Annotated in this window: 24 protein-coding genes and 2 pseudogenes; 20 read left to right on the top strand and 6 right to left on the bottom strand. The window is 68.2% G+C overall.

Going from position 1 to position 25,457, the window contains the following annotated elements:
• The first annotated feature begins 20 nt into the window (after positions 1-20).
• The 7 genes from AADH62_RS03265 to AADH62_RS03235 are packed head-to-tail and all read left to right on the top strand — an operon-like array spanning position 21 to position 7,632.
• Positions 21-1,562, top strand: a complete 1,542-nt coding sequence (locus AADH62_RS03265) for a class I adenylate-forming enzyme family protein (protein WP_341578249.1) — start codon at positions 21-23, stop codon at positions 1,560-1,562.
• A 27-nt stretch (positions 1,563-1,589) separates the two neighbouring features.
• A complete protein-coding gene (locus tag AADH62_RS03260) occupies positions 1,590-3,365 on the top strand; it encodes an acetyl-CoA carboxylase biotin carboxylase subunit (protein ID WP_341578248.1) in 1,776 nt (591 codons plus the stop codon).
• Position 3,366: 1 nt separating this feature from the next.
• Positions 3,367-4,251, top strand: coding sequence for a CoA ester lyase (locus tag AADH62_RS03255; RefSeq protein WP_341578247.1), 885 nt, complete (start codon positions 3,367-3,369; stop codon positions 4,249-4,251).
• Between the two features lie 13 nt (positions 4,252-4,264).
• Positions 4,265-4,729 carry a MaoC family dehydratase gene (locus tag AADH62_RS03250; protein WP_341578246.1) on the top strand — a complete coding sequence of 155 codons (465 nt, stop codon included), beginning with the start codon at positions 4,265-4,267 and terminating at the stop codon, positions 4,727-4,729.
• Between the two features lie 39 nt (positions 4,730-4,768).
• Positions 4,769-5,944, top strand: coding sequence for an acyl-CoA dehydrogenase family protein (locus tag AADH62_RS03245; protein WP_341578245.1), 1,176 nt, complete (start codon positions 4,769-4,771; stop codon positions 5,942-5,944).
• Between the two features lie 30 nt (positions 5,945-5,974).
• Positions 5,975-6,733 carry an SDR family oxidoreductase gene (locus AADH62_RS03240; RefSeq protein ID WP_341578244.1) on the top strand — a complete coding sequence of 253 codons (759 nt, stop codon included), beginning with the start codon at positions 5,975-5,977 and terminating at the stop codon, positions 6,731-6,733.
• Entirely contained in the window at positions 6,730-7,632 is a 903-nt protein-coding gene (locus tag AADH62_RS03235) for a DMT family transporter (RefSeq protein WP_341578243.1), read from the top strand. The genes AADH62_RS03240 and AADH62_RS03235 overlap by 4 nt, the downstream gene beginning before the upstream one ends.
• 4 nt (positions 7,633-7,636) lie before the next feature.
• Here AADH62_RS03235 and AADH62_RS03230 read toward each other — a convergent pair whose 3' ends face one another.
• Together AADH62_RS03230 and AADH62_RS03225 are read right to left on the bottom strand one after the other, a co-directional pair.
• Positions 7,637-8,149 carry a nuclear transport factor 2 family protein gene (locus tag AADH62_RS03230; RefSeq protein ID WP_341578242.1) on the bottom strand — a complete coding sequence of 171 codons (513 nt, stop codon included), beginning with the start codon at positions 8,147-8,149 and terminating at the stop codon, positions 7,637-7,639.
• Between the two features lie 100 nt (positions 8,150-8,249).
• Positions 8,250-9,491 carry an ABC transporter substrate-binding protein gene (locus AADH62_RS03225; protein ID WP_341578241.1) on the bottom strand — a complete coding sequence of 414 codons (1,242 nt, stop codon included), beginning with the start codon at positions 9,489-9,491 and terminating at the stop codon, positions 8,250-8,252.
• 204 nt (positions 9,492-9,695) lie between these two features.
• Between AADH62_RS03225 and AADH62_RS03220 the strand changes: the two genes are divergently transcribed.
• From AADH62_RS03220 to AADH62_RS03205, 4 genes are read left to right on the top strand one after another with little or no spacing between them, the layout of a single operon-like run.
• The gene (locus AADH62_RS03220) at positions 9,696-10,553 is read left to right on the top strand and encodes a branched-chain amino acid ABC transporter permease (protein ID WP_341578240.1); all 858 of its coding nucleotides are present in this window, start codon (positions 9,696-9,698) and stop codon (positions 10,551-10,553) included.
• Complete coding sequence (locus AADH62_RS03215; RefSeq protein WP_341578239.1) at positions 10,546-12,477, top strand: branched-chain amino acid ABC transporter ATP-binding protein/permease; 1,932 nt, start codon at positions 10,546-10,548, stop codon at positions 12,475-12,477. The genes AADH62_RS03220 and AADH62_RS03215 overlap by 8 nt, the downstream gene beginning before the upstream one ends.
• On the top strand, positions 12,474-13,253 hold the full coding sequence (locus tag AADH62_RS03210) for an ABC transporter ATP-binding protein (RefSeq protein WP_341578238.1): 780 nt from the start codon (positions 12,474-12,476) through the stop codon (positions 13,251-13,253). Before AADH62_RS03215 ends, AADH62_RS03210 begins: the two co-directional genes overlap by 4 nt.
• A complete protein-coding gene (locus AADH62_RS03205) occupies positions 13,250-14,254 on the top strand; it encodes an MBL fold metallo-hydrolase (RefSeq protein WP_341578237.1) in 1,005 nt (334 codons plus the stop codon). The genes AADH62_RS03210 and AADH62_RS03205 overlap by 4 nt, the downstream gene beginning before the upstream one ends.
• A 63-nt stretch (positions 14,255-14,317) precedes the next feature.
• On the opposite strand, the gene AADH62_RS03200 is transcribed toward AADH62_RS03205, so the two are convergent.
• Together AADH62_RS03200 and AADH62_RS03195 are read right to left on the bottom strand one after the other, a co-directional pair.
• A complete protein-coding gene (locus AADH62_RS03200) occupies positions 14,318-14,947 on the bottom strand; it encodes a biotin transporter BioY (RefSeq protein ID WP_341578236.1) in 630 nt (209 codons plus the stop codon).
• Positions 14,944-15,435, bottom strand: coding sequence for a MaoC family dehydratase (locus AADH62_RS03195; protein ID WP_341578235.1), 492 nt, complete (start codon positions 15,433-15,435; stop codon positions 14,944-14,946). Before AADH62_RS03195 ends, AADH62_RS03200 begins: the two co-directional genes overlap by 4 nt.
• Positions 15,436-15,547: 112 nt before the next feature.
• Here AADH62_RS03195 and AADH62_RS03190 point away from each other — a divergent pair, with 112 nt between their 5' ends.
• The 9 genes and pseudogenes from AADH62_RS03190 (at position 15,548) to AADH62_RS03155 (ending at position 23,389) form a co-directional block, all read left to right on the top strand.
• The gene (locus AADH62_RS03190; protein WP_341578234.1) at positions 15,548-17,125 is read left to right on the top strand and encodes an acyl-CoA carboxylase subunit beta; all 1,578 of its coding nucleotides are present in this window, start codon (positions 15,548-15,550) and stop codon (positions 17,123-17,125) included.
• On the top strand, positions 17,125-17,475 hold the full coding sequence (locus AADH62_RS03185) for an EthD family reductase (RefSeq protein ID WP_341578233.1): 351 nt from the start codon (positions 17,125-17,127) through the stop codon (positions 17,473-17,475). Before AADH62_RS03190 ends, AADH62_RS03185 begins: the two co-directional genes overlap by 1 nt.
• Positions 17,475-17,693: pseudogene (locus tag AADH62_RS14555) on the top strand (EthD domain-containing protein); the annotation flags it as partial. The gene AADH62_RS03185 and the pseudogene AADH62_RS14555, both read left to right, overlap by 1 nt.
• Before the next feature lie 20 nt (positions 17,694-17,713).
• Positions 17,714-18,130: a hypothetical protein gene (locus AADH62_RS03180; protein WP_341578232.1), complete on the top strand. Its 417-nt coding sequence runs from the start codon at positions 17,714-17,716 to the stop codon at positions 18,128-18,130.
• A gap of 80 nt (positions 18,131-18,210) precedes the next feature.
• A complete protein-coding gene (locus tag AADH62_RS03175) occupies positions 18,211-18,987 on the top strand; it encodes an electron transfer flavoprotein subunit beta/FixA family protein (RefSeq protein ID WP_341578282.1) in 777 nt (258 codons plus the stop codon).
• Positions 18,988-19,008: 21 nt separating this feature from the next.
• Positions 19,009-19,980 carry an electron transfer flavoprotein subunit alpha/FixB family protein gene (locus AADH62_RS03170; protein WP_341578231.1) on the top strand — a complete coding sequence of 324 codons (972 nt, stop codon included), beginning with the start codon at positions 19,009-19,011 and terminating at the stop codon, positions 19,978-19,980.
• Positions 19,980-21,488: a cytochrome b/b6 domain-containing protein gene (locus AADH62_RS03165; RefSeq protein ID WP_341578230.1), complete on the top strand. Its 1,509-nt coding sequence runs from the start codon at positions 19,980-19,982 to the stop codon at positions 21,486-21,488. Before AADH62_RS03170 ends, AADH62_RS03165 begins: the two co-directional genes overlap by 1 nt.
• Before the next feature lie 268 nt (positions 21,489-21,756).
• Positions 21,757-22,464 (top strand): annotated as a pseudogene (locus AADH62_RS03160) (helix-turn-helix domain-containing protein); the annotation flags it as partial.
• Positions 22,465-22,903: 439 nt separating this feature from the next.
• On the top strand, positions 22,904-23,389 hold the full coding sequence (locus tag AADH62_RS03155; RefSeq protein WP_341578229.1) for a hypothetical protein: 486 nt from the start codon (positions 22,904-22,906) through the stop codon (positions 23,387-23,389).
• Here the strand turns inward: AADH62_RS03155 and AADH62_RS03150 are convergent.
• Both AADH62_RS03150 and AADH62_RS03145 read right to left on the bottom strand, forming a co-directional pair.
• On the bottom strand, positions 23,374-24,543 hold the full coding sequence (locus AADH62_RS03150) for a hypothetical protein (RefSeq protein WP_341578228.1): 1,170 nt from the start codon (positions 24,541-24,543) through the stop codon (positions 23,374-23,376). The genes AADH62_RS03155 and AADH62_RS03150 overlap by 16 nt on opposite strands.
• Entirely contained in the window at positions 24,540-25,430 is an 891-nt protein-coding gene (locus AADH62_RS03145; protein ID WP_341578227.1) for a protein kinase domain-containing protein, read from the bottom strand. Before AADH62_RS03145 ends, AADH62_RS03150 begins: the two co-directional genes overlap by 4 nt.
• Positions 25,431-25,457: the final 27 nt, after the last annotated feature.

Genomic DNA, 25,457 nt, shown 5'->3' with positions numbered 1-25,457 from the left:
GACGACATGGAGAAGCAAAGATGCGAACCATCGGAGACTGGACGCGGCTGAACGCAGCACGGCATCCCGGGCGAGAGGCGTTCGTCGGAGTCGACGGCCGCGTGACGTTCGGCGACGCCGCCGCGCGCGCCTGGTCTCTCGCCCGTGGCTTGCGCGAGGCCGGCGTCAGCACGGGAGACACCGTGGGCGTCCTGGGCGGCAACACGGTGTTCAACGCCGAGGTCTTCCTCGGAGTCGCCGTCTCAGGCGGCGTCTACACGGCGTACAACTGGCGCTGGGCGGCGGAAGAGCTCGCCGACGGCATCCGGGAGAGCGCGACGGCAATCGTCATCGTCGAAGATCGCTTCCTGCCCCTTCTCACCGACGCGCTCGCGCTGATCGCCGCCCGTCGCGACACGGTCGCCCTGCCCAGGATCATCGAGCAGGACGAGGTCAGCCGCCTGCGCATCGGCGACGGGCCGTACGTCGACGACCTCACCCCGGAGGACGGGCTGTGCCTGATCTACACGGGTGGGAGCACCGGCACGTCGAAGGCCGTCGTTCTGTCGCACCGGGCGGGCACCGCCAACGCGCTCAACGAGTACCTCGACCTGGGGATCGGCGCCCTGCCTGAGGAACGCGGCCTCCTCGTCACGCCGATGTTCCACTCGGCAGGCCTGCTCACGTGGCTCGTCACCCACTTCGTCGCCGGAAAGACAACGGTGCTCGTCGACAAGTTCAGCGAAGACGACTTCGTCGAGTGGGTGGGCCGCGAGCGGGCGACCAACAGCTTCATGATCCCGAACATGATGCGTCGGCTCATGCAGGCGGGTGCCTTCTCGGCCGCCGAGGTGCAGCGTCACTTCAAGGCGCTCCACACCGGCGCGGGGCTTCTCCGCATGCCGAACAAGCTCGAATTCGTCGAGACGATGCCCGAGGCGCGGCTCTTCTTCCGCTACGGCCTCAGTGAAGCTGGCCCCATGGTCACGCGCCTGCACCACGACGATATCCTCGACCCCTCGGTCGACGGTTCGATCGGCCAGGAGTACACACTCGTCGAGTCGAAGCTTCTGAGCCTCGACGGGGAGAACCGCGAGGTCGAGCCCGGCGAGCTGGGCGAGATCTGCGTCGCAGGCCCAAGCATCATGACCGGCTACCACCGGCGGCCCGAGGCGACCGCCGCGACGATCGTCGACGGGTGGCTCCACACGGGAGACCTCGCCACGCGCGACGAGCGCGGCTACTACTTCTTCAAGGACCGGCTGAAGGAGATGATCAAGACCGGCGGCGAGAACGTCTACTGCGTCGAGATCGAGCAGGTGCTCTACCTGCATCCGGCCGTGCTTGAAGCCGCCGTCGTCGGCGTCGACAACGAGGAGTGGGGCGAAGAGGTGCGCGCCGTCGTCTCGTTCCGCGACGGCCAGCACGCCGACGCCATCGAGCTCTCAGCTCACGTGCGCGAGCACCTGGCCGGTTACAAGGTCCCCAAGCAGTTCGCGTTCCTCGACGCGGCCGACCTGCCCCGTTCGGGCGCGGGAAAGCTCGTCAAGGAACGTCTCAAGCAGCAGCTCGGCTGGGGCTGACCCACTACCGCATCGAGGAGTAACCCCATGTTCGACAAGATCCTGGTCGCCAACCGCGGAGAGATCGCCGCGCGCGTCGTCCGCACCGCCCGCGACCTCGGCATCGCCACCGTCGCGGTGCACTCGGAGGCCGACGCCGGCGCTCTCCACGTGCGCGTCGCCGACGAGGCGGTCGACCTGGGGCCGGGACCGGCGAGCGAGAATTACCTCAACATCGCGAAGATCGTCGAGGCGGCCCGCGCGACGGGTGCGCAGGCGGTGCACCCCGGCTACGGCTTCCTGGCCGAGAACGCCGCGTTCGCGCAGGCGGTGACGGATGCCGGGCTCGTGTTCATCGGCCCGTCGGCCGCGGCGATCACCGCAATGGGCGAGAAGGTGTCGGCCCGTGCCGTCGCCGTCGCCGCAGATGTCCCGCTGGCGCCCGGTTCGGACGGTCCGGTGCACACGGCCGACGAGGTGATCGCCTTCGGCGGCCGCTTCGGCTACCCCGTGCTCGTGAAGGCGTCGTACGGCGGCGGCGGACGCGGCATGCGCGAGATCCGCTCCGCCGAGGAGGCCGCCGACGCGTTCGCGGCGGCGGTGCGCGAGGCGACGGCCGCCTTCGGCAACGGGCAGGTCTATTGCGAGCGCTACCTCGTGAACGCCCGCCACGTCGAGGTGCAGGTGTTCGGCGACAGCCACGGCAACGCCGTGTACCTCGGCGACCGCGACTGCTCCGTGCAGCGGCGCCACCAGAAGCTCATCGAGGAGGCCCCCGCGCCCGGCCTGAGCGATGACCTCCGACGCCGCATGGGCGAGTCGGCGGTGCGCCTGGCGCGCAAGGTCGACTACCGCGGCGCGGGAACCGTCGAGTACCTCGTGGAGGGCGACGACTTCTACTTCCTGGAGATGAACACGCGCATCCAGGTCGAGCACCCGGTCACCGAGGCCGTCACGGGCCTCGACCTCGTCGCGCTCCAGCTGCGTGTGGCCGCCGGTGAGCCGCTCGGCATCACGCAGGATGACGTGCGCATCATCGGCGCGGCGATCGAGGCGCGCATCAACGCCGAAGACGCCTCGGGCGGGCGCTTCCTCCCCTCGCCCGGACCGATCGACGAGCTCACGGCTCCGTCAGGTGACGGGCTCCGCTGGGACGCGGGCTACGAGTCCGGCGACGAGGTGCTGCCGCTCTACGACAGTCTCGTCGGCAAGCTCATCGCAGCGGCGCCCACACGGGAGGAGGCGATCGACCGGCTCCGCGCAGGGCTCGCGGAGCTGCGCGTCGACGGGATCGCGACCACCGCCCCCGCGGCGGCCCACCTCCTGGGGATCGAGGCGTTCCGCCGCATGGAGATCAACACACTGTGGCTCGAGTCGTCGGTGGAGTTCCCCGAGTTCGACGACGAGCCCGACGCCGACGGCGGCCGCTTCGAGGTGGAGGTGGGCGGCCGCTGGTATCGCATCCCGTTCTTCCCCGAAGGCGTGGTGACGGGCTCGGCGGCAGCGTCCGCGGTGCCCGGGTCACCCGCGGCAACCGACGCCGGCGGGCGCCCGAGCGGAGCGAAGCGCTCCGGGGGGCGCGCCAAGAAGAAGGCGGGCGACGGCACGGTCAAGGCGCCGATGCAGGGCACGATCGTGAAGGTCAACGTGGCGCCGGGCGACGAGGTCGCGGCCGGCACGGTGCTGTTCGTGCTGGAGGCCATGAAGATGGAGAACCCGATCCAGGCGACGCAAGACGGCGTGATCGCCGCCGTCCACGCCGAGGTGGGGCAGTCGACACCGTCGGGCACGCTGTTGGCGGAGTTCGAGAAGGCCGTCGCCTGATATGCACGCGCTCCGCTCCGTGCTGTTCGTTCCCGGGCACAAGGCCGACTGGATCGGCAAGGCGCTCGCCTCACCGGCCGATGCGATCATCATCGATCTGGAAGACGCCGTGCCCGAGGAGGAGAAGGGCGCCGCGCGGCAGAACGCGCGCGAGGCGATCCTCGCCCATCGTGGCGACAAGCGGATCCTCGTGCGCATCAACGGCCTGGACACCCCGCATTTCGGAGAGGACGCACTGGCGGTGGCCGTGCCCGGGCTCACCGGGTTCCTGCTCCCGATGCTCCGCACGCGCGACGACGTCGTGGCGTTCGACGCCGTCATCGCCGCCGGCGAGCTGCGCAACGGCGTGCCGCGCGGCACGATCGAGGTGGTGCCGTCGTTCGAGACGGCCGAGTCGATCGTACGGGTGGATGACATCGTGGCGGGTCCCCGCGTGGGCGGCGTGATGGCCGCCGCCGCGAAGGACGCCGACGTCGCCCGGTCCGTCGGCTTCCGCTGGACGGCCGAAGGGCTCGAGACCCTCTATCTGCGCAGCCGCATCGTTGTCGCTGCCCGGGCAGCCGGGCTGGAGATGATCGTGCTCGGACTGTGGCAGGACGTGCACGACCTCGACGGTCTGCGCTCGTTCGCCCGCGACAACGCCGGACTCGGATACACCGGCCAGGTGCTCATCCACCCGACCCATGCGGCCGTCGTCAACGACGAATACGGTCTGTCGGACGAGCGCGCCGACTACCTCCGCCGCCTCATCGCCGCCTTCGACGACGGCGTGCACGCCGGTCACGGAGCGGTCAGCTTCGAAGGCGAGCACATCGACCTCGCCCACGCCACCAACGCACGCGCGCTCCTCGAGCGCGCCGGAGTCCCGGTCTCGCAGGCCGGCTGAACAGGAGACCCCCATGTCCATGTACTACGAGGATTTCGTCGTCGGCGAGGTCATCACGCACGCTGTCACGCGCACCGTCACCGAGACCGACAACCTGCTGTTCACGACGCTCACCATGAACGTGCAGCCCCTGCACCTCGACAGCGAGTTCGCCGCTGCCAGCATGTACGGCCAGCGGATCGTCAACAGCGTGTTCACGCTCGGCGTGACGGTGGGCATCCCGGTGCAGGAGACGACGCTGGGAACGACCCTCGGCAACCTCGGCTTCCGGGAGATCGAGTTCCCCAAGGCCGTCTTCATCGGCGACACGCTTCGCGTCGAGACCGAGGCGCTCGACACCCGGGTGTCGGCGTCGCGCCCCACCACCGGCATCGTGGGCATCGAGCACCGTGCCTACAACCAGCGCGACGAGCTCGTGTGCGTCGTGCGCCGCACAGCCCTCATGAAGCGCCGCGACCAGCCCGAGCCGACGGCCTGACCGGCCGTCCGACCACCAGATCCACTGCGGGAGAACGACATGCGAGAGTACAGCCCTCTGCCTTTCGACCAGACCGACGACCAGGCCGACCTGCGGTCGATGGTCCGCAGCATCCTCGAACAGCTCGCGACCCCCCAGCGACTGAGTGAGACCGACGAGAACGAGGCGTTCGACGAGGAGCTCTACGCGGCCCTCGCCGAGAGCGGCCTGGTGCAGCTCGAGGGCGACCTCGACGGCACGCCCGCCTCGCACGAGAGCCAGGCGATCGTGCTCGAAGAGCTCGGCGCGACCGCCACGTCGACCGCCGTGTCGTTCGTCGTGCAGTACATGGCCGTCACCCTCCTCACCCAGCACGGGACGCCGGCGCAGCGCGACCGCTTCCTCGGGCCGCTCTTCGAGGGTGCGCACCGGGCGGCGTTCGCCCTCACCGAGCCCGGCGGCGGCACCGACGTGGCGCGCGCGATGAAGACGCGGGCGACCCGCAACGCCGACGGCGGCTGGACCCTCAACGGCGCCAAGATGTGGATCTCAGGAGCCACCGACTGCGGCTTCTTCATCGTGCTGGCGCGCACGTCGCCCATCGAGGGCTCGGCGGTCGGCGGCATCACGATGTTCCTCGTGCCGGCCGACGCCCCCGGCATCACCGTCAACGAGATGGACACGGTCGCCATCCACGGTCTGTCGACCTGCGAGGTGGGCTTCGCCGACGTCGTGCTGGGTGACGACGCCGTGCTCGGCGACGTCGACCGCGGATTCCGGCAGGTGATCGGAACCCTCAACGGCGAGCGGCTCAACGCGGCGGCCGTCGCCCTCGGCATCGCGCGGGGGGCGCACGACGCCGCTCTCGACTACGTCCGCGGCCGCGAGGCCTTCGGCCGTCCGATCGGCGGGTTCCAGGTGCTGCAGCACCGCCTCGTCGACGAGGCGGTGAAGATCGAGGCCGCTCGCGGACTGCTCCAGCGCGCGGCCCGCGTGGCCGACGCCGGAGGCGCGGCCGAGACGCTCTCGGCGATGGCCAAGCTCGCCGCATCGGAGGCGGCGACGACCGCGACCGAGAACGGGATGCGCGCGATGGGCGGCTCGGGGCTCAGCCGCGAGTACCCGATGCAGCGCTTCTGGCGCGACGCGCGGCTCTACACGTTCGCACCGCTCACCGACGAGATGATGACCAACTTCATCGCCGAGCACCACCTCGTCCTGCCGCGCTCGTACTGAGCGCGCACGACGACAAAGCAAGGAGGCCTCATGTCCCACGGCTCACCGACCCGCACGGTGCTCGTCACCGGTGCCGCCGGCGGCATGTGCCGCGGCATCAACGCACGGCTCGCCGCCGCAGGGCACACGGTGCTGTGCGCCGACCTGTCGCTCGAGGCGGCGGAGTCGGCCGCCGAGGCCGTCCGCGCCGCGGGTGGACGGGCGGAGGCGTTCGCCGTCGATGTGGCCGACGCCGATTCCGTGAGCGCGCTGGCCGACGCGGTGCATGAGCGTGCCGGCGACATCGACGTGCTGGTGAACGCGGCCGGCATCCTCGACCGCAAGTACCTCGCCGATCACGACGCGCACTCGTTCGAGCGCACCCTCGACATCAACCTCGTGGGGCCGTTCCGGATGATCCAGACCTTCGCCCCCGAGCTCGTGCGCAAGGGATGGGGGCGCATCATCAACATCTCCTCCATCGCGGGCGTCACCGGTTACCCGTACCCGAGCTACTCCGCGTCGAAGGCGGGGCTGTCGAACCTCACCCGCTCGCTCGTCATCGATTTCTGGGGCACGGGCGTGACGGTCAACTCCATCTGCCCGGGCGTCGTCGACACCCCGATGGTCATCCAGCAGGTGCGCGACCAGGTGCCGCGCAAGGTGCCCACCGAGCAGATCGTCAACCCCGACGAGATCGGCGGACTCGCCCTGTTCCTCATGAGCGACGACGCCCGCAACATCAACGGCGCCGACCTCCTGATCGACGGCGGAGCGACCCGCTACTTCCAGCTCTTCGATCGTCCGTGAAGGGCCGCGTCGACGGGGGGACCCTCGTCGCGTTCGTCCTGACGGGGATCGTCTGGGGAGCGGGGTTCCTCTTCATCAGGCTCGCGGTCGCCGGCATGACACCCGTGCAGTTCGTGCTCCTGCGCACGGCACTGGCGGCGGTGTCGCTGGCGGCGGCGATGCTGATCCTGCGGCGACGGTGGCCGCGCGGGGTGGTCGCCTGGCGGCGCATCGCGACCCTCGGCATCGTCGGGTGCGCCCTGCCGTTCCTGTTCTACGCGTGGGCGGGCCAGCGCATCCCGAGCGGGCTCTCGAGCATCTACAACGCCGCGGTGCCGGTGGCCACGGCGCTCGTCACGATCGTGGCGACGCGTCAGGAGCGGCTCGGCGCGCGCAAGCTGGTCGCGATCGGGCTGGGGGCGCTCGGCATCCTCGTGGTGATGGCGCCCTGGCAGCTCGACTCGTCGGCGTTCGACGTGTGGGGACAGGTGGCGTGCATCATCGCGGTGCTGGGGCTCGGCTTCGCCTTCTCGTACACGCGCAAGGCCATCACACCCCTCGGCATCGACCCGATCGGCATGGCCATGGGCCAGATGCTGGTGTGCGCCCTCGCGCTCACGATCGTGCTGCCGTTCACCGCGCCGCCGCCGATCGCGTGGGACGCGAGCGTGGGCACCGCGCTGGTCCTCAGCGGCATCTTCGCCACCGGCGTCGCGTACATCTGGAGCTTCCGCATCATCGACACGTGGGGCGCGGCGTCGGCGTCGATGGTCACCTACCTGACGACGCTCGTGGGCGTCGCGCTGGGCATCCTCGTGCTGCACGAGCCGATCTCGCTCAACCAGATCGCCGGTGCGGTCGTGGTGCTCGTGGGGGTCGCGGTCGGCGTGAGCGGAGCCCGCCGACCGCGTCCGGAGTAGCGCCTCAGCCTTCGAGCCAGCCGGGGTCGGGGCCGATCACGTCGTAGTCGGGGTGCAGGGGCGCCGAGCCGACGAGCGGGTCGATGCGCGTGCGCACGAGCCGCGAGAACGTGATCCACCAGCGGCCGTCGCGCAGCTCGTACTCCTCCTCATACGACCCCCAGGCGCGGATGCCGTGCATGCCCGGGATCTCGATCCCCTTGTAGACGCGGCTGTCGGGCGTCCAGGTGAGATAGTCGTGCATCCGCCAGACGCCGCGGATCGTGCCCTCGCGCACGAGCGAGAACCGCGGCATGTATCCGAAGTGCTGGCTGCGCACATCGGCGAGGAAGGCGGCGACGGTGGCGATGAAGTCGTCGCGGCCGTCGGCGTCGAACGCGAAGCCCTCGAAGCGGGCGTCGCTCGCGAAGACATCGGTCATCTCGTCCCACCGCTTGGCGTCGAGGTACTCGAAGTACCGGGCTTTCAGGTCGCTCACGGCCAGCACATCGGCCGGGTCGGGAAGGGGGCGGGTCATGTCTCTGCTCCTATGCGGGGGGTTTGCGGGGGTGCGGAAAGGGGCCGGAGGCGTGTCTGCCTCCGGCCCCTTCGGACTGTCCGATCGGGTCGGACGGGGTTCAGTACTCCTTGACGACCTCGAACTTGCCGTCGGTGACCTTCAGCACCGCGAGGCCGCCCAGCGACGTCGAGCCGTGGAACTCCGGCGTGAAGGTGTAGATGGCGTTGGCTCCGACGACGTCGACGGTGTTCGTCTCCAGCGAGTCGCGGATCGCGTCGCGCGTGGCCTGCACGTCGGAGGGGTCGTGGTCGGCGGCCTTCAGGATGGCGTTCTCCAGCAGGATCGCGCCGTCCCAACCGTTACCCGCGTACTGGCCGGCGATCTCCGAGTACTTGGTCTGGAACTCGTCGACGAGTCGGTTCGTGATCGCGTACTGCGGGCTGCTCTCCTCAAGCGACGAAGGGGCGAGCACGACCGAGCCCTGCAGATAGGTGCCGTTGGCGGCGGCTCCCGCGTTCTCGATGTAGGCGATGGAGCCGGCACCGGGGGAGTTGAACAGAACGGGGGCGAAGTTGATCGACTCGGCGCTCTTTGCGACCACCGCGTTGGCCGGGTTGGTGGCCCACACGAGCACGGCGTCGGGGCCGGCCTCGCCGAGCTTGGCGAGCTGTGCGGTGACGTCGGTCGACGTGTCGTCGAACGCCTCGGAGCCCGTGATCGTCACGTCGAAGTCCTTGGCGACGTCGTTGATGCGGTTGGCCGGGTCCTGTCCGTAGCCGTTGTTGGCGTACAGGAGGCCGATCTTCTTCCAGCCGTTGTCCTCGGCGAACTGCAGCTGCGCGATGAGCGACTCGTTCGTGCCGGTGTATTGCTTGAAGATGTGGGTCGCTTCCTCTGCCGGCTGCACGATGGCGCTCGACGAGGCGAGGGCGATCGTGGGCACCTTGAGGTCGCGGGCGAACGTGCGCAGAGCGCTCGACTCGCCGCTGGAGGACGGGCCGAGGATGGCGTGGACGTTCTCCTCGATCGCAAGCTTGCGGAACTGGTTGACCGCGGTGCCTTCCGTGCTGCCGCTGTCGAGAACGACGAGTTCGACCGGGTGGCCGTCGACGCCGCCGTTGGCGTTGACCTCGTCGAAGTAGAGCTCGATGGCCTTCTGCTCGGGGTCGCCGAGGGCGGCGTAGCTGCCGGTAAGGCCGACGAGAACACCGATCTTGTAGGGCGTCGCGTCGCCCTCGCCGTCGTTGCCGGCGGGGGTCTCTCCGCCGGCGCAGGCGGCGAGCGTGAGAGCCACGGCGAGGGCGCCGGCGGCGAGGGCAGTGTGACGGAGGCCGCGACCGCGTGTCGGGTGATGACGCATGTGAATGCCTTTCCTGGTGGTGAGTTCCTCGTTGAACGTCACTGTCGAGAGTTCGTTGCGGGAGCTGATCCTGCATTGACGTACATCGACGAGGCGTCTAACCTGATTTAAGCGAACGGTCGTTTGTATGTCAATATCGATCTTGCTATCGAGACGGCTCGTGAGCGGAACACTGAATCAAGGAGGCTTCAGGTGGATGTAGCCATGCAACTGCTTCTCACCGCCCTAGCCACGGGTGCGCTGTACGGCGCCATCGGCATCGGGTTCGTCATCGTGCACCGCTTGAGCGGGATGGTGAACTTCGCCATGGGTGACATCGCGGTCGCCGGCGCCTTTGGCGCTGTCGTGGCCTCGGCGGTGATGCCTCCGCTCCCCGCGATCCTCGTCGGAGCGTTGGTCGGCGGGCTCGTGAGCGTCATCATGTACCACCTGACCATCCATCCGCTGCGCCACCAGAGTCTCATGGTGCAGACGATCGTCACGCTCGGTGTCGGCATCGTCATCCGGTCGTTGCTGCAGTTGATCTTCGGCACCGGCCCGCGCCAGTTCGCGCCGGTCACCGACGGCCCAGCGGTCAACATCTTCGGCGGCTCGATTCCGCAGCAGTCGATCTGGCTCATCGCGATCGCGGTGATCGGGTACGTCGGGCTCGCCCTCTTCTTCGACCGCACGGTGGCGGGGAAGGCGCTGAGCGCCTTCTCGGTCAACTCCTACGCGGCGGGCATTGTCGGCATCAGCCTCACGGGCATGGCGACGATCGCGTTCGCGCTCTCCGGCGCGATCGCCGGCGGTGTGCTGGCCGCGCAGGTGCCGACGTCGTTCATCACCGCTGGCGCGGGCGTCGCCCTCGGGCTCAAGGGCTTCATCGCAGCGATCCTCGGAGGGTTCGACAAGCTGGGGCTCACTCTCGTAGGAGGCATACTCGTCGCACTCGTTGAGGTGGTGTTCGCCCGATTCGTCGACGCGGCCCAGGCTCCGACGGTCGTATTCGCCCTGCTGATCGTGCTCCTCATCGTCCGCCCTCAGGGCCTCACCCGGAAGGTGGCTGCCGATCGTGTCTGAATCGACTCTCCGCACCCGTCCTGTGCTCACGTGGAAGCACGCCGTCGCGGCCGTCGTGTGGGTCGCCGTCGTGGTGGTCTTCGCTTCGACGACCAACGGCTACTACGCCGGGCTCGGCGCCTCGGTGGGCATCCTCGCCCTCCTCGGCCTCGGCATGGTGCTCGTCACCGGTTACGCCGGGCAGTTCTCTCTCGCTGTCGGCGCCTTCTACGGCATCGGCGCCTACGGCTCGACGCTCCTGACCGTGAAGTTCGGTTGGTACGGGCTGCTCGCCATGGTGGTGGCCGCCGCGGTGGCCGGACTCGTCGGGTTCCTGCTGGCCCGTCCACTCTTCCGGCTACGTGGTCACTTCCTCGCAATGGCGACGCTCGCCCTCACCGAGGTGTTCTACCTGCTGGTCAACAACGCCGAGTTCACGGGTGGATCAACCGGGCTCGGTGGCATCCAGCCGCTCGAAATACTCGGCTTCTCATTCGCGACCAGCCAGAGCCACATGATCCTCAACTGGGTCATCGTCGGCGTGGTGCTGTGGGGTGCGCTCATGCTGCGGAACGGCCGTGAGGGTCGCGCGTTGCTCGCCATCCGCGGGCACGAGGCCGCTGCGGCCGCGGCTGGCATCAACATCGTGTCGTCGAAGGCGCGCGTGTTCACCGCTTCGGCCGTCATCTCCGCCATCGGCGGCTCGCTGTACGCACACCAGGTGATGTACGTGAACCCGCCGCCGTTCGGTCTCGCAACCGCGATCGACGTGCTCATGATCGCCGTGCTCGGCGGCATGCGCAGCCCATGGGGCGCGATCGTCGGAGCGATCGTGCTCGAGGCACTACAGCTGGCGATCGAGGCCGTGCTACCCGGGCTCCTTGGCACGGCCGCAGTCGGCGCCGGTCAGCAACTCGTCGTCGGCCTCCTCCTTGTGGTCATCCTCGTGGTGCGTCCCGACGGCCTGGTCGGCGCCATTTCCTCCGCGCTCCACGCACTCGCACGCCGTCGGAACGACGGCTCCGCAACGCCCGCGAGAGTGGCCGAGGTGGCCGACGGTATCTCCACAGACATGGCGGCCGCGCGACGTGCGGAGGCTGCAGAGCCCACCCGTGAGTTCGGCGAGACGGTGCTCTCCGCCGACCAGTTGGTGAAGCGGTTCGGCGGAGTGAAGGCCGTCAACAAGGTCTCGCTCCACATCCGGGCCGGTGAGGTGCTCGCCGTGATCGGCCCGAACGGTGCCGGGAAGTCGACGCTCGTCAATTTGCTTTCGGGTAACCTCGCTCCCACTTCCGGCACGGTGCGCATTGGCGATACCGACACGACGAGCCTGCGGGCGCATCAGGTGGCACGGCACGGGCTGGCCCGGACGTTCCAGACTCCGTGCCTGTTCGAGGGCATGGATGTCGAGGCGACCGTCAAGGTCGGTGCGCACCTGCGCGGCTCGGTCGGGATGCTCCGTTCGTCGGTGCCGACGATCGGCTCGGTCAACGAGGAGCGACGTCTCGCCGAGGAGACCGGCCGGGTGCTGGAGCGCCTCGGACTCGACCACCTCGCGCACCGCGACGCGAAGGCGTTGTCGCTCGGTCAGCAGAAGCAGGTTGAGATTGCCCGCGCGCTCGTGTCGAACCCTCGCGTGCTGTTGCTCGACGAGCCCTGCGCGGGCCTCAACAAGCAGGAGAAGGCGGCCCTCATGCTGCTCCTTCGCGATCTCGGCCGTGAGGGACTTGCCGTTCTTGTGATCGAGCACGACATGGAGTTCGTCATGGCGAGCGCCGATCGGGTGCATGTCTTGAACTTCGGTGCGACGCTGCGGGTCGGCTCGCCCGAGGAGGTGCAGGGCGACCAGGCGGTCATCGACGCGTACCTCGGCGTTTCGCACGAGAACGAGCCCATCACGACGGCCAACGTCACGGTCGTCCCGACCAAGCGGAGGAAGCGATGACCGCTGCACTCAACGTCTCGAATGTGAGCTTCTCGTACGGGCGTGCCCGTGTGCTCCGCGACGTGTCGTTCTCGGTCGACGAGGGCGAGATCGTCACGATCATCGGCCCCAACGGCGCCGGCAAGTCGACCCTTCTCAACGTGATCGCCCGCAGTCACCGCCTCCGAAAGGGGTCGGTGTCGGTAGGCGGCGCCGACACGAGTGGCATGCGGCAGGCCGGCGTCGTGCGCGCCGGGTGTGTGCTCGTTCCCGAGGGTCGCCAAGTGTTCTCGACGCTCTCCGTCGCCGACAACCTGCAGCTCGGTGGGTACACTCACCGTCGCGAGCACAAGCGTCTCGTGGACGAGGTGTACGGGTACTTCCCGCGCCTGTTCGAGCGGAAGGACCAGCTGGCGGGCACGCTGTCGGGCGGTGAGCAGCAGATGCTTGCCGTCGGGCGCGCCTACATGAGCGAGCCGACCGTGATGCTCCTCGACGAGCCGAGCCTCGGCCTGTCGCCGCAGATGACCGCGCAGGTGATGGCGGTGCTCGGCAAGCTGCGCCGAGACCGCGGGCTCACGATCGTCCTGGTTGAGCAGAACGCGCACGCCGCGCTGGAGTTGGCCGACCGCGGCTACCTGCTCAACGGCGGCGAGTTCGTGCTCGAAGGCGTGGCGTCGGCGCTCCGCGATGATCCGATGATCCGGCACATCTACCTCGGCGGTGCGGCCTTCAGCGACCCCATCGCTCCCTCGGTCGACGCGGCGCTCGCCCGGGAGCTCGCAGACGAGGCATGAACGCGATGCGCGAGCTGGTGCCCACGGCTGCGGCGCAGGCGGAAGCCTGGGCTCGGCGGGCGTTGCCGCCTGTCGACCGCGTGCGCCCGGACGTGTGGGCGATCCCGGTACCGCTCGACCTCCCCATCCGCTTCACCTACGCGTACTTGATCAACGTCGCCGCCGGTGCTGTGCTCATCGACCCAGGCGCATCGGGGCCGGAAGCCGAGGCGGCTCTCGACGCCGGTTTCGCCGCGGCGGGCGTGCCCCTCGATGCCCTCCGCGGAATCGTCGTGACGCACTACCATTTCGATCACTGGGAGGGCGCCGATGATCTCGCGGCGCGCACCGGTGCGTGGATCGGCATCGGCGAGCACGAGCAGCAGTGGATCGACCGGCTCGATTCCGACCAGCTCCACGCTGATGCGGCCGCCGTGCGCTTCCGTGCGCACGGCGCACCCGCGGATCGTGCCGAGGCGTTCGCCGCCGTCGAGGACTATCGCTTCACGCGCCTGCATGTCGAGCCCACCCATCGATTGCGCGACCGCGCCCTCCTGCCCGTTCCGGGCGAGCGGCTGCGCGTGCTGTGGACGCCGGGCCACAGTCCTGGCCATATCTGCCTGTACGACGAGAAGCGGAAGCTGCTCTTCAGCGGCGATCACGTGCTGCCCCGCATCACCCCCCACGTCGCCCTCAATCCCTTCGGCTCTCCCGACCCGCTCGGGCAGTACCTCGGCTCGCTCGAGGCGCTCCTCCCGTTCGCCGATGCCGAGGTGCTCCCTGCCCACGAATACCGGTTCTCGGGGCTCCACGCTCGTCTGGCGCAGCTCACCGCGGGGATCGAGGAGCGCCTCGACGAGGTGGCTGCCGCGACGGCCGGCACCCCCGACGCGTCCGCCTGGGACATCGCGCGCCAGTTGACGTGGTCGCGTCCGTTCGAGAGCTTCGAGGTCCCGTCGCAGCGCATGGCCCTCGTCGAGTCGGCGGCTCACCTTGCCCACCTCCGCCTCGCCCGTTCCTGAGCTGCTTCGCACACGAGAAGGGCCGGCGACCCTGCGGTCGCCGGCCCTTCTCCACTCGCGCGGTCAGGCGCGCGTGCGAGACTCCCACGCCCGAACCCCGCGCCACGCGAGGGGCAGCACCGACGCGGCGATGAGCCACTTGACCACTCCGCCCACGAGGAACGGCGCGACGCCGACAGTCCACAGCGTCAGCGGGTCGTGCGCCATGCCGAGGCGGGCGAGCATGAAGCCGAGATAGGGGACTCCGACGGCGAAGGGGATGAGGCTGGCGCCGAGAAACCCGACGAGGGCGAGGAGCGGCGTGCGATCCCATGTGCGCTGCGCGAGCCACCCGATGAAGGCGGCGGCGGGGATGAATCCGAGGATGAACCCGAACGACGGGGCCAAGAGGTATGCCGGGCCACCCGCGCCGCCGGCGAACACCGGTGCTCCCGCGAGGCCGACCAGCATGTACGTGGTCATGCTCGCCGCGGCGCGCTTGGCGCCGAGCGTCGCGCCCACGAGCAGCACGGCGAGGGTCTGACCGGAGATCGGCACGGGCCACATGGGCACCTCCACCCGTGCGAGCAGCGCGACCAGCGCGACGCCCGCCGTGACGAGGGCGATGTCGCTCACGCGGCTGCGGCTGACGATGCGGTCGGCGATCGTCGAAGCGGTCGGGGCAAGGGTGGTCATTCGACTCAGGGTGGTCATGCGGACTCTCCTTCGGGGCGGCGGCGGACGAGGAACGAGGAGCGGAACGTCATGACCGTCTCGCCCTTCTGGTTGAGCGTCGTATAGGCGAGCGTCCACACGCCGGTCCCGGGCTTGGAGGTGGGGCGCGCTTCGGCGACGGTGGCCGTCACCGTGATCGAGTCGCCGATGAGCACGGGCTTCGTGGCGCGCACCTCGTCGAGTCCGAGCCAGGCGACCACGTTGCGGGTGTATCCGGTCTGGGTGAGCAGGCCGAGCGACAGCGACAGCGTGAGTGGGCCATGGCCGATCCGCGCGCCGAACGGCGTCTGCTCGGCGTACGCGGCGTTCAGGTGGAACTCGACGATGTCGCCCGTGAGTCCGGCCCAGCTCACCAGGTGCGCTTCGGTGACCGTGATCCCGCTCGTGCGGATCTCGTCGCCGGCGACGAGGTCTTCCCAGTAGTGATCGGGGGCGCCCTTCCAGGCGCGGGGCAACGGCTCTGTCATGAAGTCATTCTCCTTGTCGGCCGAAAGTCGAAGCGTCATCGCCGCACTTCCGTCAACGGTTAAACTAGCGTACGCTCGTTAGTAGAACAACCCTCGAACATGGAGGTCAATGATGACGAACCTCGCCGCCGCGAGCACCGAGGAGACCGCCGCTCCCGCCGAGCGCACCGTGCACGACACTCACGCCGAGGTCACCGCCGCCGCCCGTCTGGGCGGCTCGCAGAAGAACCGCGACAAGATCACCGCCTCGGGCAAGATGCTCGTGCGCGACCGGCTCGCCTACCTTTTCGACGACGGCAAATACGTCGAAGACGGACTGCTGGCGCGCTTCTCCGAGGGGATGCCGGGCGACGCCGTCGTATGCGCCTACGGCGACATCGACGGGCGCCAGGTGTGCGTCATCGCCAACGACTACAGCGTCAAGGCGGGAACGTGGGGCTACCGCACGTTCGAGAAGATCACGTTCGCGCAGGACACCGCGACTGCCGCCGGGATCCCGATCGTCTACCTCTTCGACTCAGCCGGCGCTCGTATCGACGAGCAGCTCGACAGCTTCGCGGGCCGCCACGCGTGGGGCAACATCTTCTACAACCAGGTGCAGATCTCGGGCCGCGTCCCGCAGGTGTGTGCGCTGTTCGGGCCGTCGCCCGCCGGCTCGGCGTACGTGCCCGCCCTGTGCGACCTCACGATCATGGTGCGAGGCCACGCCACCGCTTACCTGGGCTCCCCCCGCCTGGCCGAGATGGTCACCGGCGAACAGGTGACCCTCGAGGAGATGGGCGGCGCCGAGATGCACTGCACCGTCTCCGGACTCGGCGACGTGCTCGTCGAAGACGACATCGAAGCGCTCAACGCCATCCGTGTGTGGCTGAGCTTCCTCCCCGCCAACTGGGAGACGCCCGCTCCGGTCGCCCCCGCCGCCGAGCCGCGCGAGGGGCGCAAGCTCAGCGACATCGTGCCGCTGCGCGAAGCGGAGGTGTTCGACATGGAGGAGTTCGTCGAGTCGCTCGTCGACGAGGGCAGCTACTTCCCCTACAAGGAGCTCTTCGCGCCCGAGATGCTTACCGGCTTCGCGCGCATCAACGGCCAGCCCGTCGGCCTCGTCGCCAACCAGCCCAAGCACATGGGCGGAACGATCTTCCCCGACTCGTCCGACAAAGCGGCCCGGTTCATCTGGATCTGCAACGCCTACAACATCCCGATCCTGTTCCTCGTCGACATCGCCGGATACATGATCGGCTCGGCCGTGGAGCGCCAGGGCATCATCCGACACGGCGCCAAGATGATCTTCGCCGTCTCGGAGTGCCGCGTGCCCCGCATCACCGTGCTCGTGCGCAAGGCATACGGCGGCGGCTACCTCGCGATGTCGGGAGCGCCCATGCATCCCGACGCGATCATCGCCCTTCCCACGGCCCGGCCCGCTCTGATGGGACCGGACGCCGCCGTGAACGGCGTGTACTACAACCAGATCCACGCGATCGAAGACCCGCAGGAGCGCGCCGCCTTCGTCGCGCAGAAGCAGGCCGAGTACGCGGAGGGGATCGACGTGTTCAAGATCGCCGACGCCAACGCCGTCGAAGCGGTCGTCGCGACCGACGAGCTGCGCAACGAGCTCACGAGCCGCCTGCGCCTCTACAGAAAACGCGACGCGGTGCCCGTGCAGCGCCGTCAGGCCGTCACTCCCGTCTGATGGTCACCGTCATCGTCGTCATCCGGCGTAAGCCGGGAATGTCGCGCGAAGAGTTCCTGCGCCATTGGCGTGACGATCACCCCGCTTATGTGCGCCGGTTGCCGGGTATTCGCGGCTATCGCCAAAGCCCCGCCATCGATCATCGCAAGGCCTGGCCGTTCGACGGGATGGCCGAATTGCAGTTCGATTCGGTGGGTGCCGTCGCCCGCGCGTTCGAGTCGCCGGCGGCGCGCGAACTGTTCGCGCACGAGGAAGCGTTCCTTGGCGGGCTTGATTGGTTCATCGCCGACGAACGGGTCGATGTGCCGCTCGATGTCAGCGCTCGCTCGTCTCTGGAGGCGGGGGTCTGATGGTCAAGCGAATCACGTATCTCACTCGGCGCCCGGACCTCACGCCGGCGCAGTTCAGGGGCCACTGGTCGACGATTCACGCCGACATTGCTCGCGACTTGCCGGGTGTGGTCGCGTATCGGCAAAACCATGTCGTGCACTACGAGGAAGATGTCGACGCGCGACTCTTCGACGTCGACGGGATAGTCGAACTGTGGTTTGAAAACGGGACTGCAGCGGAAGCCGGCTTCGGTCCGACGTGGCCGATCGCCTCATCATCGATGAGCGCCAGTTCCTGTCGGGGCTCACGGGTGCTGCTGTCACCGGGCCAGACCCAAGCCCTCAGCGACGCGGTAAGCTCTGGCTGCTCTGGGCACATGTCATCGGCGAACGTGCAGCCTTCGAAGCAGCCGTCCACAGGCTTGCGGGCCGAGTTCTGGCGGACTTCGTGCACATCGACTGGCTCGAAGTCGGTGCGCCTGTGCTTTCTCGGACTGGTCTGCGGCGCCAACCGCTGCCGCTGGTCGTTGCATCCCTGGGATTCGACGGCGTCGAAGCCGCGCGGTGTGCGGCGAGCGTGGCCCGCGGAGCGGAGCGATCCATTGGACGTCCTCAGCGGGCCGTGGCAGAGGAGATTTCGATCATCCAACCGGAGGCACTTCGCGCCCGAGGTTGATGGGTGGCATTTGGTCGACGTAACGGGCCACTCGTGGCGACGGTGCGCGCGGGAGTGAGAACAGCATCTGGGAGAGCATGTTGAAGATCGTCGTCTTGGTCAAAGAGGTTCCCGACACCTATGGGGATCGCAAGTTGAGTCTCGACACCGGCCTGGTCGATCGGGAGGCGTCGGAGCGGGTGCTCGATGAGATCGGCGAGCGTGCCCTGGAGGTGGCGCTGTCGTATGCCGACGCGCACGAGGGCACTGAGGTGGTCGTGGTGTCGATGGCTTCCGAGGCTGCCGCGGCGACCGTTCGGAAGGGGCTCGCGATGGGGGCCGGCTCTGCGGTGCAGGTGGTGGATGAGCAGCTTGCCGGTGCCGATCTGGGCGTCACGGCGAAGGTGCTGGCCGCGGCGGTGCGTCGAGTGGGCTTCGACCTCGTGATCACCGGGAATGTGTCGACCGATGGGTCGGGCGGGGTGATCCCTGCGATGCTCGCCGAGCACCTCGGCGTCGCCCACGCGACGGCGCTGGCCTCCGTGGAGATCACCGAGGCCGCGGTGTCGGGCACGCGCGCGACCGACGCGGGCACCGCCCAGGTGACCGCGGCACTGCCGGCGGTGATCTCGATCACCGAGGCGCTTCCGGATGCCCGGTTCCCGAACTTCAAAGGCATCATGGCGGCCAAGAAGAAGCCGTTCGAGACGGTGTCGCTGGCAGACCTCGGGGTCGATGTCGACGTGACGGCCGCGCCGCAGACGATCATGACCGCGATCAGCGAGAAGCCGCCGCGCGAAGGCGGCGTCAAGATCGGCGACGAGGGCGACGCGGGCGAGAAGCTCGCCGCTTTCCTCATCGAGAACCGACTGGCCTGACCGAGACTGCTGGAGACGACGATGACCGCTTTCGCTGAGGACTCGATCCTCGTGCTCCTCGACACCACGCCCGACGGTGCGCTCGTCGCCTCCGCGGCCGGGCTCCTCGGCGCGGCCGCGTCGGTCGGCACGCCCGTCGCCGTCGTCGTCGGCGATAACGAGGGAGCCGCGCCGCAGGCCGCCGCGCTCGGTGCCGCGACGGTGCTGACCGCCCCGCGGGGCTCTCAGGAGCTGACGGTGCCCCTCGTCGACGCGATGGCATCCGCCTGCGCGCTCGTGCAGCCCGACGCCGTGCTCATCTCGAACTCGATCGAGGGCCGCGACGTCGCCGGCCGCCTCGCGGCGCGGCTGTCTCTCGCGTTGGCTGTCGACGCAGTCGGCGTGACCCGCGACGACCAGGGCGTGTTGGCCGAGCACTCGGTGTCCGGCGGCGCCTACACCGTCACCGCCGCCCCCACCTTCGGCGCACCCGTCATCACCGTGCGCCAGGGCGCGGTGGAGGCACGCGCCGACGCCCAGGAGCTGCGCACCGAGGCGCTGACCGTCACGGCATCCGGCGCCCCGGCCGCCACGGTCGAGTCGTTCGCCCCCACCGCGGTCGCCTCGTCGCGACCCGAGCTGCGCGGTGCGACCAGGGTCGTCGCCGGTGGCCGCGGGCTCGGCTCGGCGGAGCAATTCGCGCTCGTCGAGCAACTCGCCGACGCGCTGGGCGCCGCCGTCGGCGCCTCCCGCGCAGCGGTCGACGCTGGGTACGTCCCCCACGCCCACCAGGTCGGACAGACGGGTGTGTCCGTCTCGCCGCAGCTGTACGTGGCTCTGGGCATCTCCGGCGCGATCCAGCACAAGGCCGGCATGCAGACGGCCAAGACCATCGTCGCCATCAACAAAGACGGCGACGCGCCCATCTTCGAGATCGCCGACTTCGGGGTCGTCGGCGACGTGTTCACCGTTGTCCCGCAGCTGATCGCGGCCCTCGAGGCCAAGAACTCCTGATGGCGACCTACGGCTCGACGCTCCGCCGCGGACTCCCGCGCCGCCCGGGCGACGACCCCTGGCCGCCCGCAGACGTTGCGCCTGCGAAGGCATCGGGAGTCCTCGCGCCAGACGTTCCCGGACATGCCCGTCTGCCGGCCGCCGCGCCAGCCGACGACGCCACTGGGGTGGTCGTTGTCAGCGTTCCCCATGAGCCCGACTCGCTTAGCTCCGGGGCCACCAGAGCGGCGTCCGCGCGGTCAGCGCCGCCGACGCCGGTATCTACGCCCGCCTCGGACGGCCGGCTGCTTCTCCGGCGCGGTCTGCCGCGCGTGCCGGGCGATGACTCGTGGCCACCATCGGGCACCGTTTCGGGAGCATCCGCGGAACACCAGCCCTCAGGGCCGGTCGCGGGGCAAGCCTCCTCGTCGATCGCAGAACCGGCGCCCGAGACCTTTCCCGCGCCCACTACCGTCGCGGATGCCGCCATCGGTGCGGCGGGGGTGGCGGTGGCATCCGGCCCGCGCCCGCCACTGACCGCGCCCCGCACCGTCTGGCCAGGTCGCGCGGCGACCCACCGCCCCGCTCCGCCGCGGGAGCCGAAGCGGCTCGGCCCCTTCACCCGCGGGCAGTGGCTGGGCATCGTCGCGGTCGGCGGCGGCGGCCTTCTGTTCGCCGCCGCGATGGCGGTGCTCCTCGTACGTGTGCTGCTGTCGATGCCGTTCGGACAGGACTTCCTCGCCGCCTACCCGGGCGAATACCACCTCCCCGAAAGGGCGCCCGTGGGCTTCCCCGCATGGCTCGGCTGGCAGCACTTCTTCAACGTCTTCCTGATGGTGCTGATCATCCGGTCGGGACTCCGGGTGCGCACGGAAAAGCGGCCCGAGGCGTACTGGGCACCGCGACGTGACGAGACGAGAAAGGTCAGCCTAACGGCGTGGTTCCATCAGTCGCTCGACGCGCTCTGGCTCATCAACGGTGCAGTGTTCATCGTGCTGCTGTTCGTGACAGGCCAGTGGATGAGGGTGGTACCGACGAGCTGGGAGGTCTTCCCGAACGCGTTGTCGGCGCTCATGCAGTACGTCTCGCTCGATTGGCCAACCGAGAACGGCTGGGTCAACTACAACTCACTCCAGCAGATCGCCTACTTCACCACGATCTTCATCGCCGCACCCCTCGCGGCTCTGACCGGCTTCCGTTTGAGCAGCCTTTGGCCTCGTAACGCCACGCGCCTCAGCACGGCGTATCGAATCGAATGGTCGCGTGCTCTGCACTTCCCCGTGATGCTGTACTTCGTCGTGTTCATCGTCGTCCACGTTTCACTCGTGTTCGCGACCGGTGCGCTACGGAACCTCAACCACATGTACGCCGCCCAAGGCAGCGTGGACGGCGCGCAGTACGCGGAGAACTGGACGGGCTTCTGGCTCTTCGCCGGTTCCATCGTCTTCATCGCAGCAGCGTGGGTGGCGGCGCGCCCCTTGGTGCTCGCCCCCATAGCCCGCCTGTTCGGAAACGTAAGCAGCCGCTGAGTTGCGCCGGCCCAGTCGGTGGCCGGGTTCGCTGAAGGAAGCAAGTCGGTAGGCATAGTCATTAGGCGTGAGACGCGCACGTGCGTTCTTGAGCGTTCGCCCGCGAGTACGCCGCGTGATGCACGGACGTCGCGTGGGACTCTGGGCCAATGACGGAGCGACTAGATGTACCCGGCCATGAGGTTGGTGGCGGCGGGGATGTTGCGAACGGGGAGGACCTCCGGGCTTAGTGGAGATGTCTGACGTCTCTACTGACCGGAGGTCCTCGATGTCCCACGCTAATGCCCGCCTGACCGTGCGCGGCAGGCTGCTGATCGTTGAACGCGCCCGTGCGGGGTGGAAGCAGGCGCATATCGCCGCGGCTATGGGGGTGTCCCGCCGCTGTGTGAAGCGGTGGTTGGACCGCTACCGAGAGGAGGGCGTGGGCGGGTTGCGTGAGCGGTCGTCGCGTCCGCATCGGGTCGCGAACCGCACCCCGCACCATCGGGAGGTTGAAGTGGTCGCGCTGCGCACGAAGGAGCGGCTCGGGCGTGACGAGCTTGCCGCGCGGACAGGAGTGCCCGCCCGAACAGTGTCGCGGATCATCGCCCGCGCCGGCCTGCCCCGCCTGGCCGAGCTGGACCCGATGACCGGGGAGCGGATCCGCGCGTCCAAGACCACCGCGGTCCGCTACGAACGGGAACGCCCCGGCGAGCTGGTGCACATGGACGTGAAGAAGCTCGGCCGCATCCCCGACGGTGGCGGCTGGAAAGCGCACGGCAGGGCGATGGGCTCGTCTTGGACGCGCAAGCAGATCGTCATCGGCTACGACTACGTGCACTCGGTCGTGGACGACCACTCGCGGCTGGCGTACTCCGAGGTGTTGCCCGACGAGAAGGGCGCCACCTGCGCCGGCTTCCTCCACCGTGCGATCGGTTACTTCGCCGCGCACGGCATCCCTCGGATCGAGGGGAGTCGGCACCGCTGTCGTTGGGCTGACATGGACAAGTCCCGTCGAGCGGCGTGTGCCCTGAGGTGGACATTTCGCCGTCAGGTGCCCCTCGCCGCCGTGACAGTGTGGACATCTCTGAGCGATCCCTACAATAGGTGTAGGTTTTTTTTGAAGTTGTCCATTTCGCAGACGAAATGTCCACGGTGTGTCCATCTGGACATTTTGGGCGCTGGGAGACCGACCGCGACCCCCGCCGAGGCGGTCAACGTGCCAGGCGACTAAACTCACTTCGGTGGTGATGCTTGAGGATGTTGGCGCGATTGGTGCCACATCGCGGCCGCCGGTCGGTGTTCCAACCCACGAACTCGTCCTCCACGACGCGCTCGATCGTCAGTTCTCTCGCATGTTCAAACCGGGTGCTGGGCGTAGCGTCTTCCTACTCAGTGAGCCCGAGTTGGGGTTTGGTCGACCTGACGCTGTGGTGGTGACCGTTTCAGTCGCGTCGCTCAACACGTTCCTTCGCCGCGGGTTGCGGCTGCCCAGCCTGAATGCGGCAAAGAGCCTGGCTGGTGCAGGAACGAGCCTCACCGACAAGCACGCACGTGCCCTGGCTCGTCAGCTTGAGCGCGTCGGATGGTCGGGACGCGCTCTGAAGGATGCTGGCGGGCTGATAACGGATTCGCTCGCGGTTGAGGCGAAGCTGGCCGAATGGAGGCGTGCCATTCGCCAGGCAGCCGGCTATCGGATTGGCGCTGGGCGATCGGCGGTGCTACTGCCTGCGCGGGTCGGCGCTCTCGTCGAGGAGCGCAATCTCGCGAGCCACGGCGTTGGGCTAATGGTGGAGGATCGTGGTCGGATCGAATGGAAGGTTCCAGCACCACGAGCCGAGATTGGGGTGAGCCACCGGGCGTGGTTGCTTGAGCTCCTCATTCGAGGACTCGAGTCCGGGACTGCTCACAGGGCGACCTGATCGGCGAAGAGCCGCAATGCGTCTCGGAGCGCGACCACTCGATTGCGGTAGCTCGGGTCGGGCAGCATCCCTGTGTTCCCGATTGAGTCCCAGAGTGCGACGGCGCTCTCGAGACTGTCCGTGACGGTGCCAACGCGAGATGAAATATCAGGCTGAGAGCTCAGCCAAGACGCACGGGCCGCCAATGCGTTCATGTGCTCGATCTGAGCGTCAACTCGACCAAGGGCGTCAAACGGAGTGGCGCTGTAGCGGGCAATCTCATCAGCCGTGAAGATCGCATCACGCAGACTAGATGCGAAGAGTGGCGCGGTTTCGGTTTCGGCTCGCGGCAGCGACCACAGGCGCGCCAGGTGAGTGCGAACAGCGGGTGCGCGTCCTCCCGATGCAGGCGACATCCACTTCGAGGAGCTGAACTGTCGCAGTGTGTAGGACCAGCCCGTTGCCATTGCGGTTGCGCCCGCAGCCAAGCCGAGCAGACCCTCGAAGTCCGAGAACCCCCACGTCACATCGAAGTCATTGAGTTCGCGCAACGCGTGGATGAGCCGCAGCAGGTTCGCGAGCTTTGCCGGCGCCCACGGTGTGTTGGGATACGCGGTTGAGGGACGGCTCACAAGCACATAGAAGCCACGCACGGGCAGTGCTGTGGCTACATCCAGCCAGCGCTCGATTGCCAGCCAATCCGAGAGACCGGCCTCATCCACGGCCAGCGTCGCGACAGTTCGATCCTGGCCCCATGCCTGACTAGCGGTACGGGCGAACTGCACGGAGAGCGGGGTCCAGAGGTCCGCAAACGAATCCTGAAGGGGCCCTGGAGCGGTCCAAAGCCCGTCCGGGTTCAGTGCGCCATTGAGTCGACCGATTCGGTCGATGTGCGCCGCGACGGAACGAGCATCCTGCGCCCAAGAGAGCCGGTCGAAGGCAAGCTCGTGAGCGGGGTGGTTTCGCCCGCGACCGGCAGGCTGGGTCGAATAGAGGTACGTCTGCGGGTCGACAAGCACCTCAAGATTAGCCTGGTGGCAGTAGCGAGCTGTATCGCCGAGATTCCCGGGGTCCTCGTCCCCGGGGCTGAGGATTACGCCGCCGAGATTCCCGTCGGCGAGCACAGCGGGAAGCTTCTGCCCTTTGCCATAGCCGTGCTGCACGTAGAACGTCATTGTGAAACCCCGAGCTTCTCTAGAGGGATCTCCGGTGTGCGATACCGGCCATACATTGCGTGGGAGAGGAGCCTCCCCAGAACTTCGCGAACATCTTCATCAACATCGTCCTGAGCGATGCTTGAGACGCTGAAGTCCCGTAGCGCCTGCATGTACGCAGGAGTGGAGATGCCAGGACGGAAAAACGGATGCCGTCCTCGGGCCGCCTCCAGGACGGTGAGTCCGATCAGATACTGATCGGTGCGGAAGTCAATCTGGGCGTTTCGGCGTTGCTCGAACTGCTCAGGTGCGGCATACCGGGGAGTCATCGGCGACATGAACCCCGAATCAGTGAGGGCCGACATCTCGGTGAAGAGGACGAGGCCGAGGTCCAGCAACACCGGGGTACCGTCGTCGGCATAGGCGACATTGCCCGGCTTGATGTCACGATGGACGATCTTGTCTGCCGCCCAAAGCGCGCTCGACGCGCGCAGGAGCGCTACAAGAAGCTCTTTCGTCTCAATGCGGTCAAGCGCTCCGCCTCGGAGTCGATCTTCGAGAGTGCCACCACCGTAGAACGGCTCTTCGTAGCAAAGAAAGCTTGCAGCGCCGATTCGAGTCACTGCCGGATCCGACACGAGAGTCACAATGTGCGGCGAATTGACTGCGCTCATGCCCGACAGCTCGCGAGCGATCCGCTCTGGCACCTGGTCGAGATCGAATTCATCCGGATCATCTGTGATCGGAAAGCTGTAGATGACCTTCAGGACAAGATCTCCGGTGCTCGACTTCGCGCGATACGCGACCTTGAACGATCCCTGCCCAAGGGGTGGCGTGGAGATTGTGAGCTCAGGGAAGCTATCGCAGACGTCAGCATCTGTGAACGGAAGCGGGGGGAGCGCGTTCATCGACAGTGTCCTCCATCGAGCAGGGGA

It is taken from the genome of Microbacterium schleiferi, assembly GCF_038150145.1.
Taxonomy (GTDB): Bacteria; Actinomycetota; Actinomycetes; order Actinomycetales; family Microbacteriaceae; genus Microbacterium; species Microbacterium schleiferi_B.
This window is presented reverse-complemented; position numbering and strand designations above follow the sequence as displayed.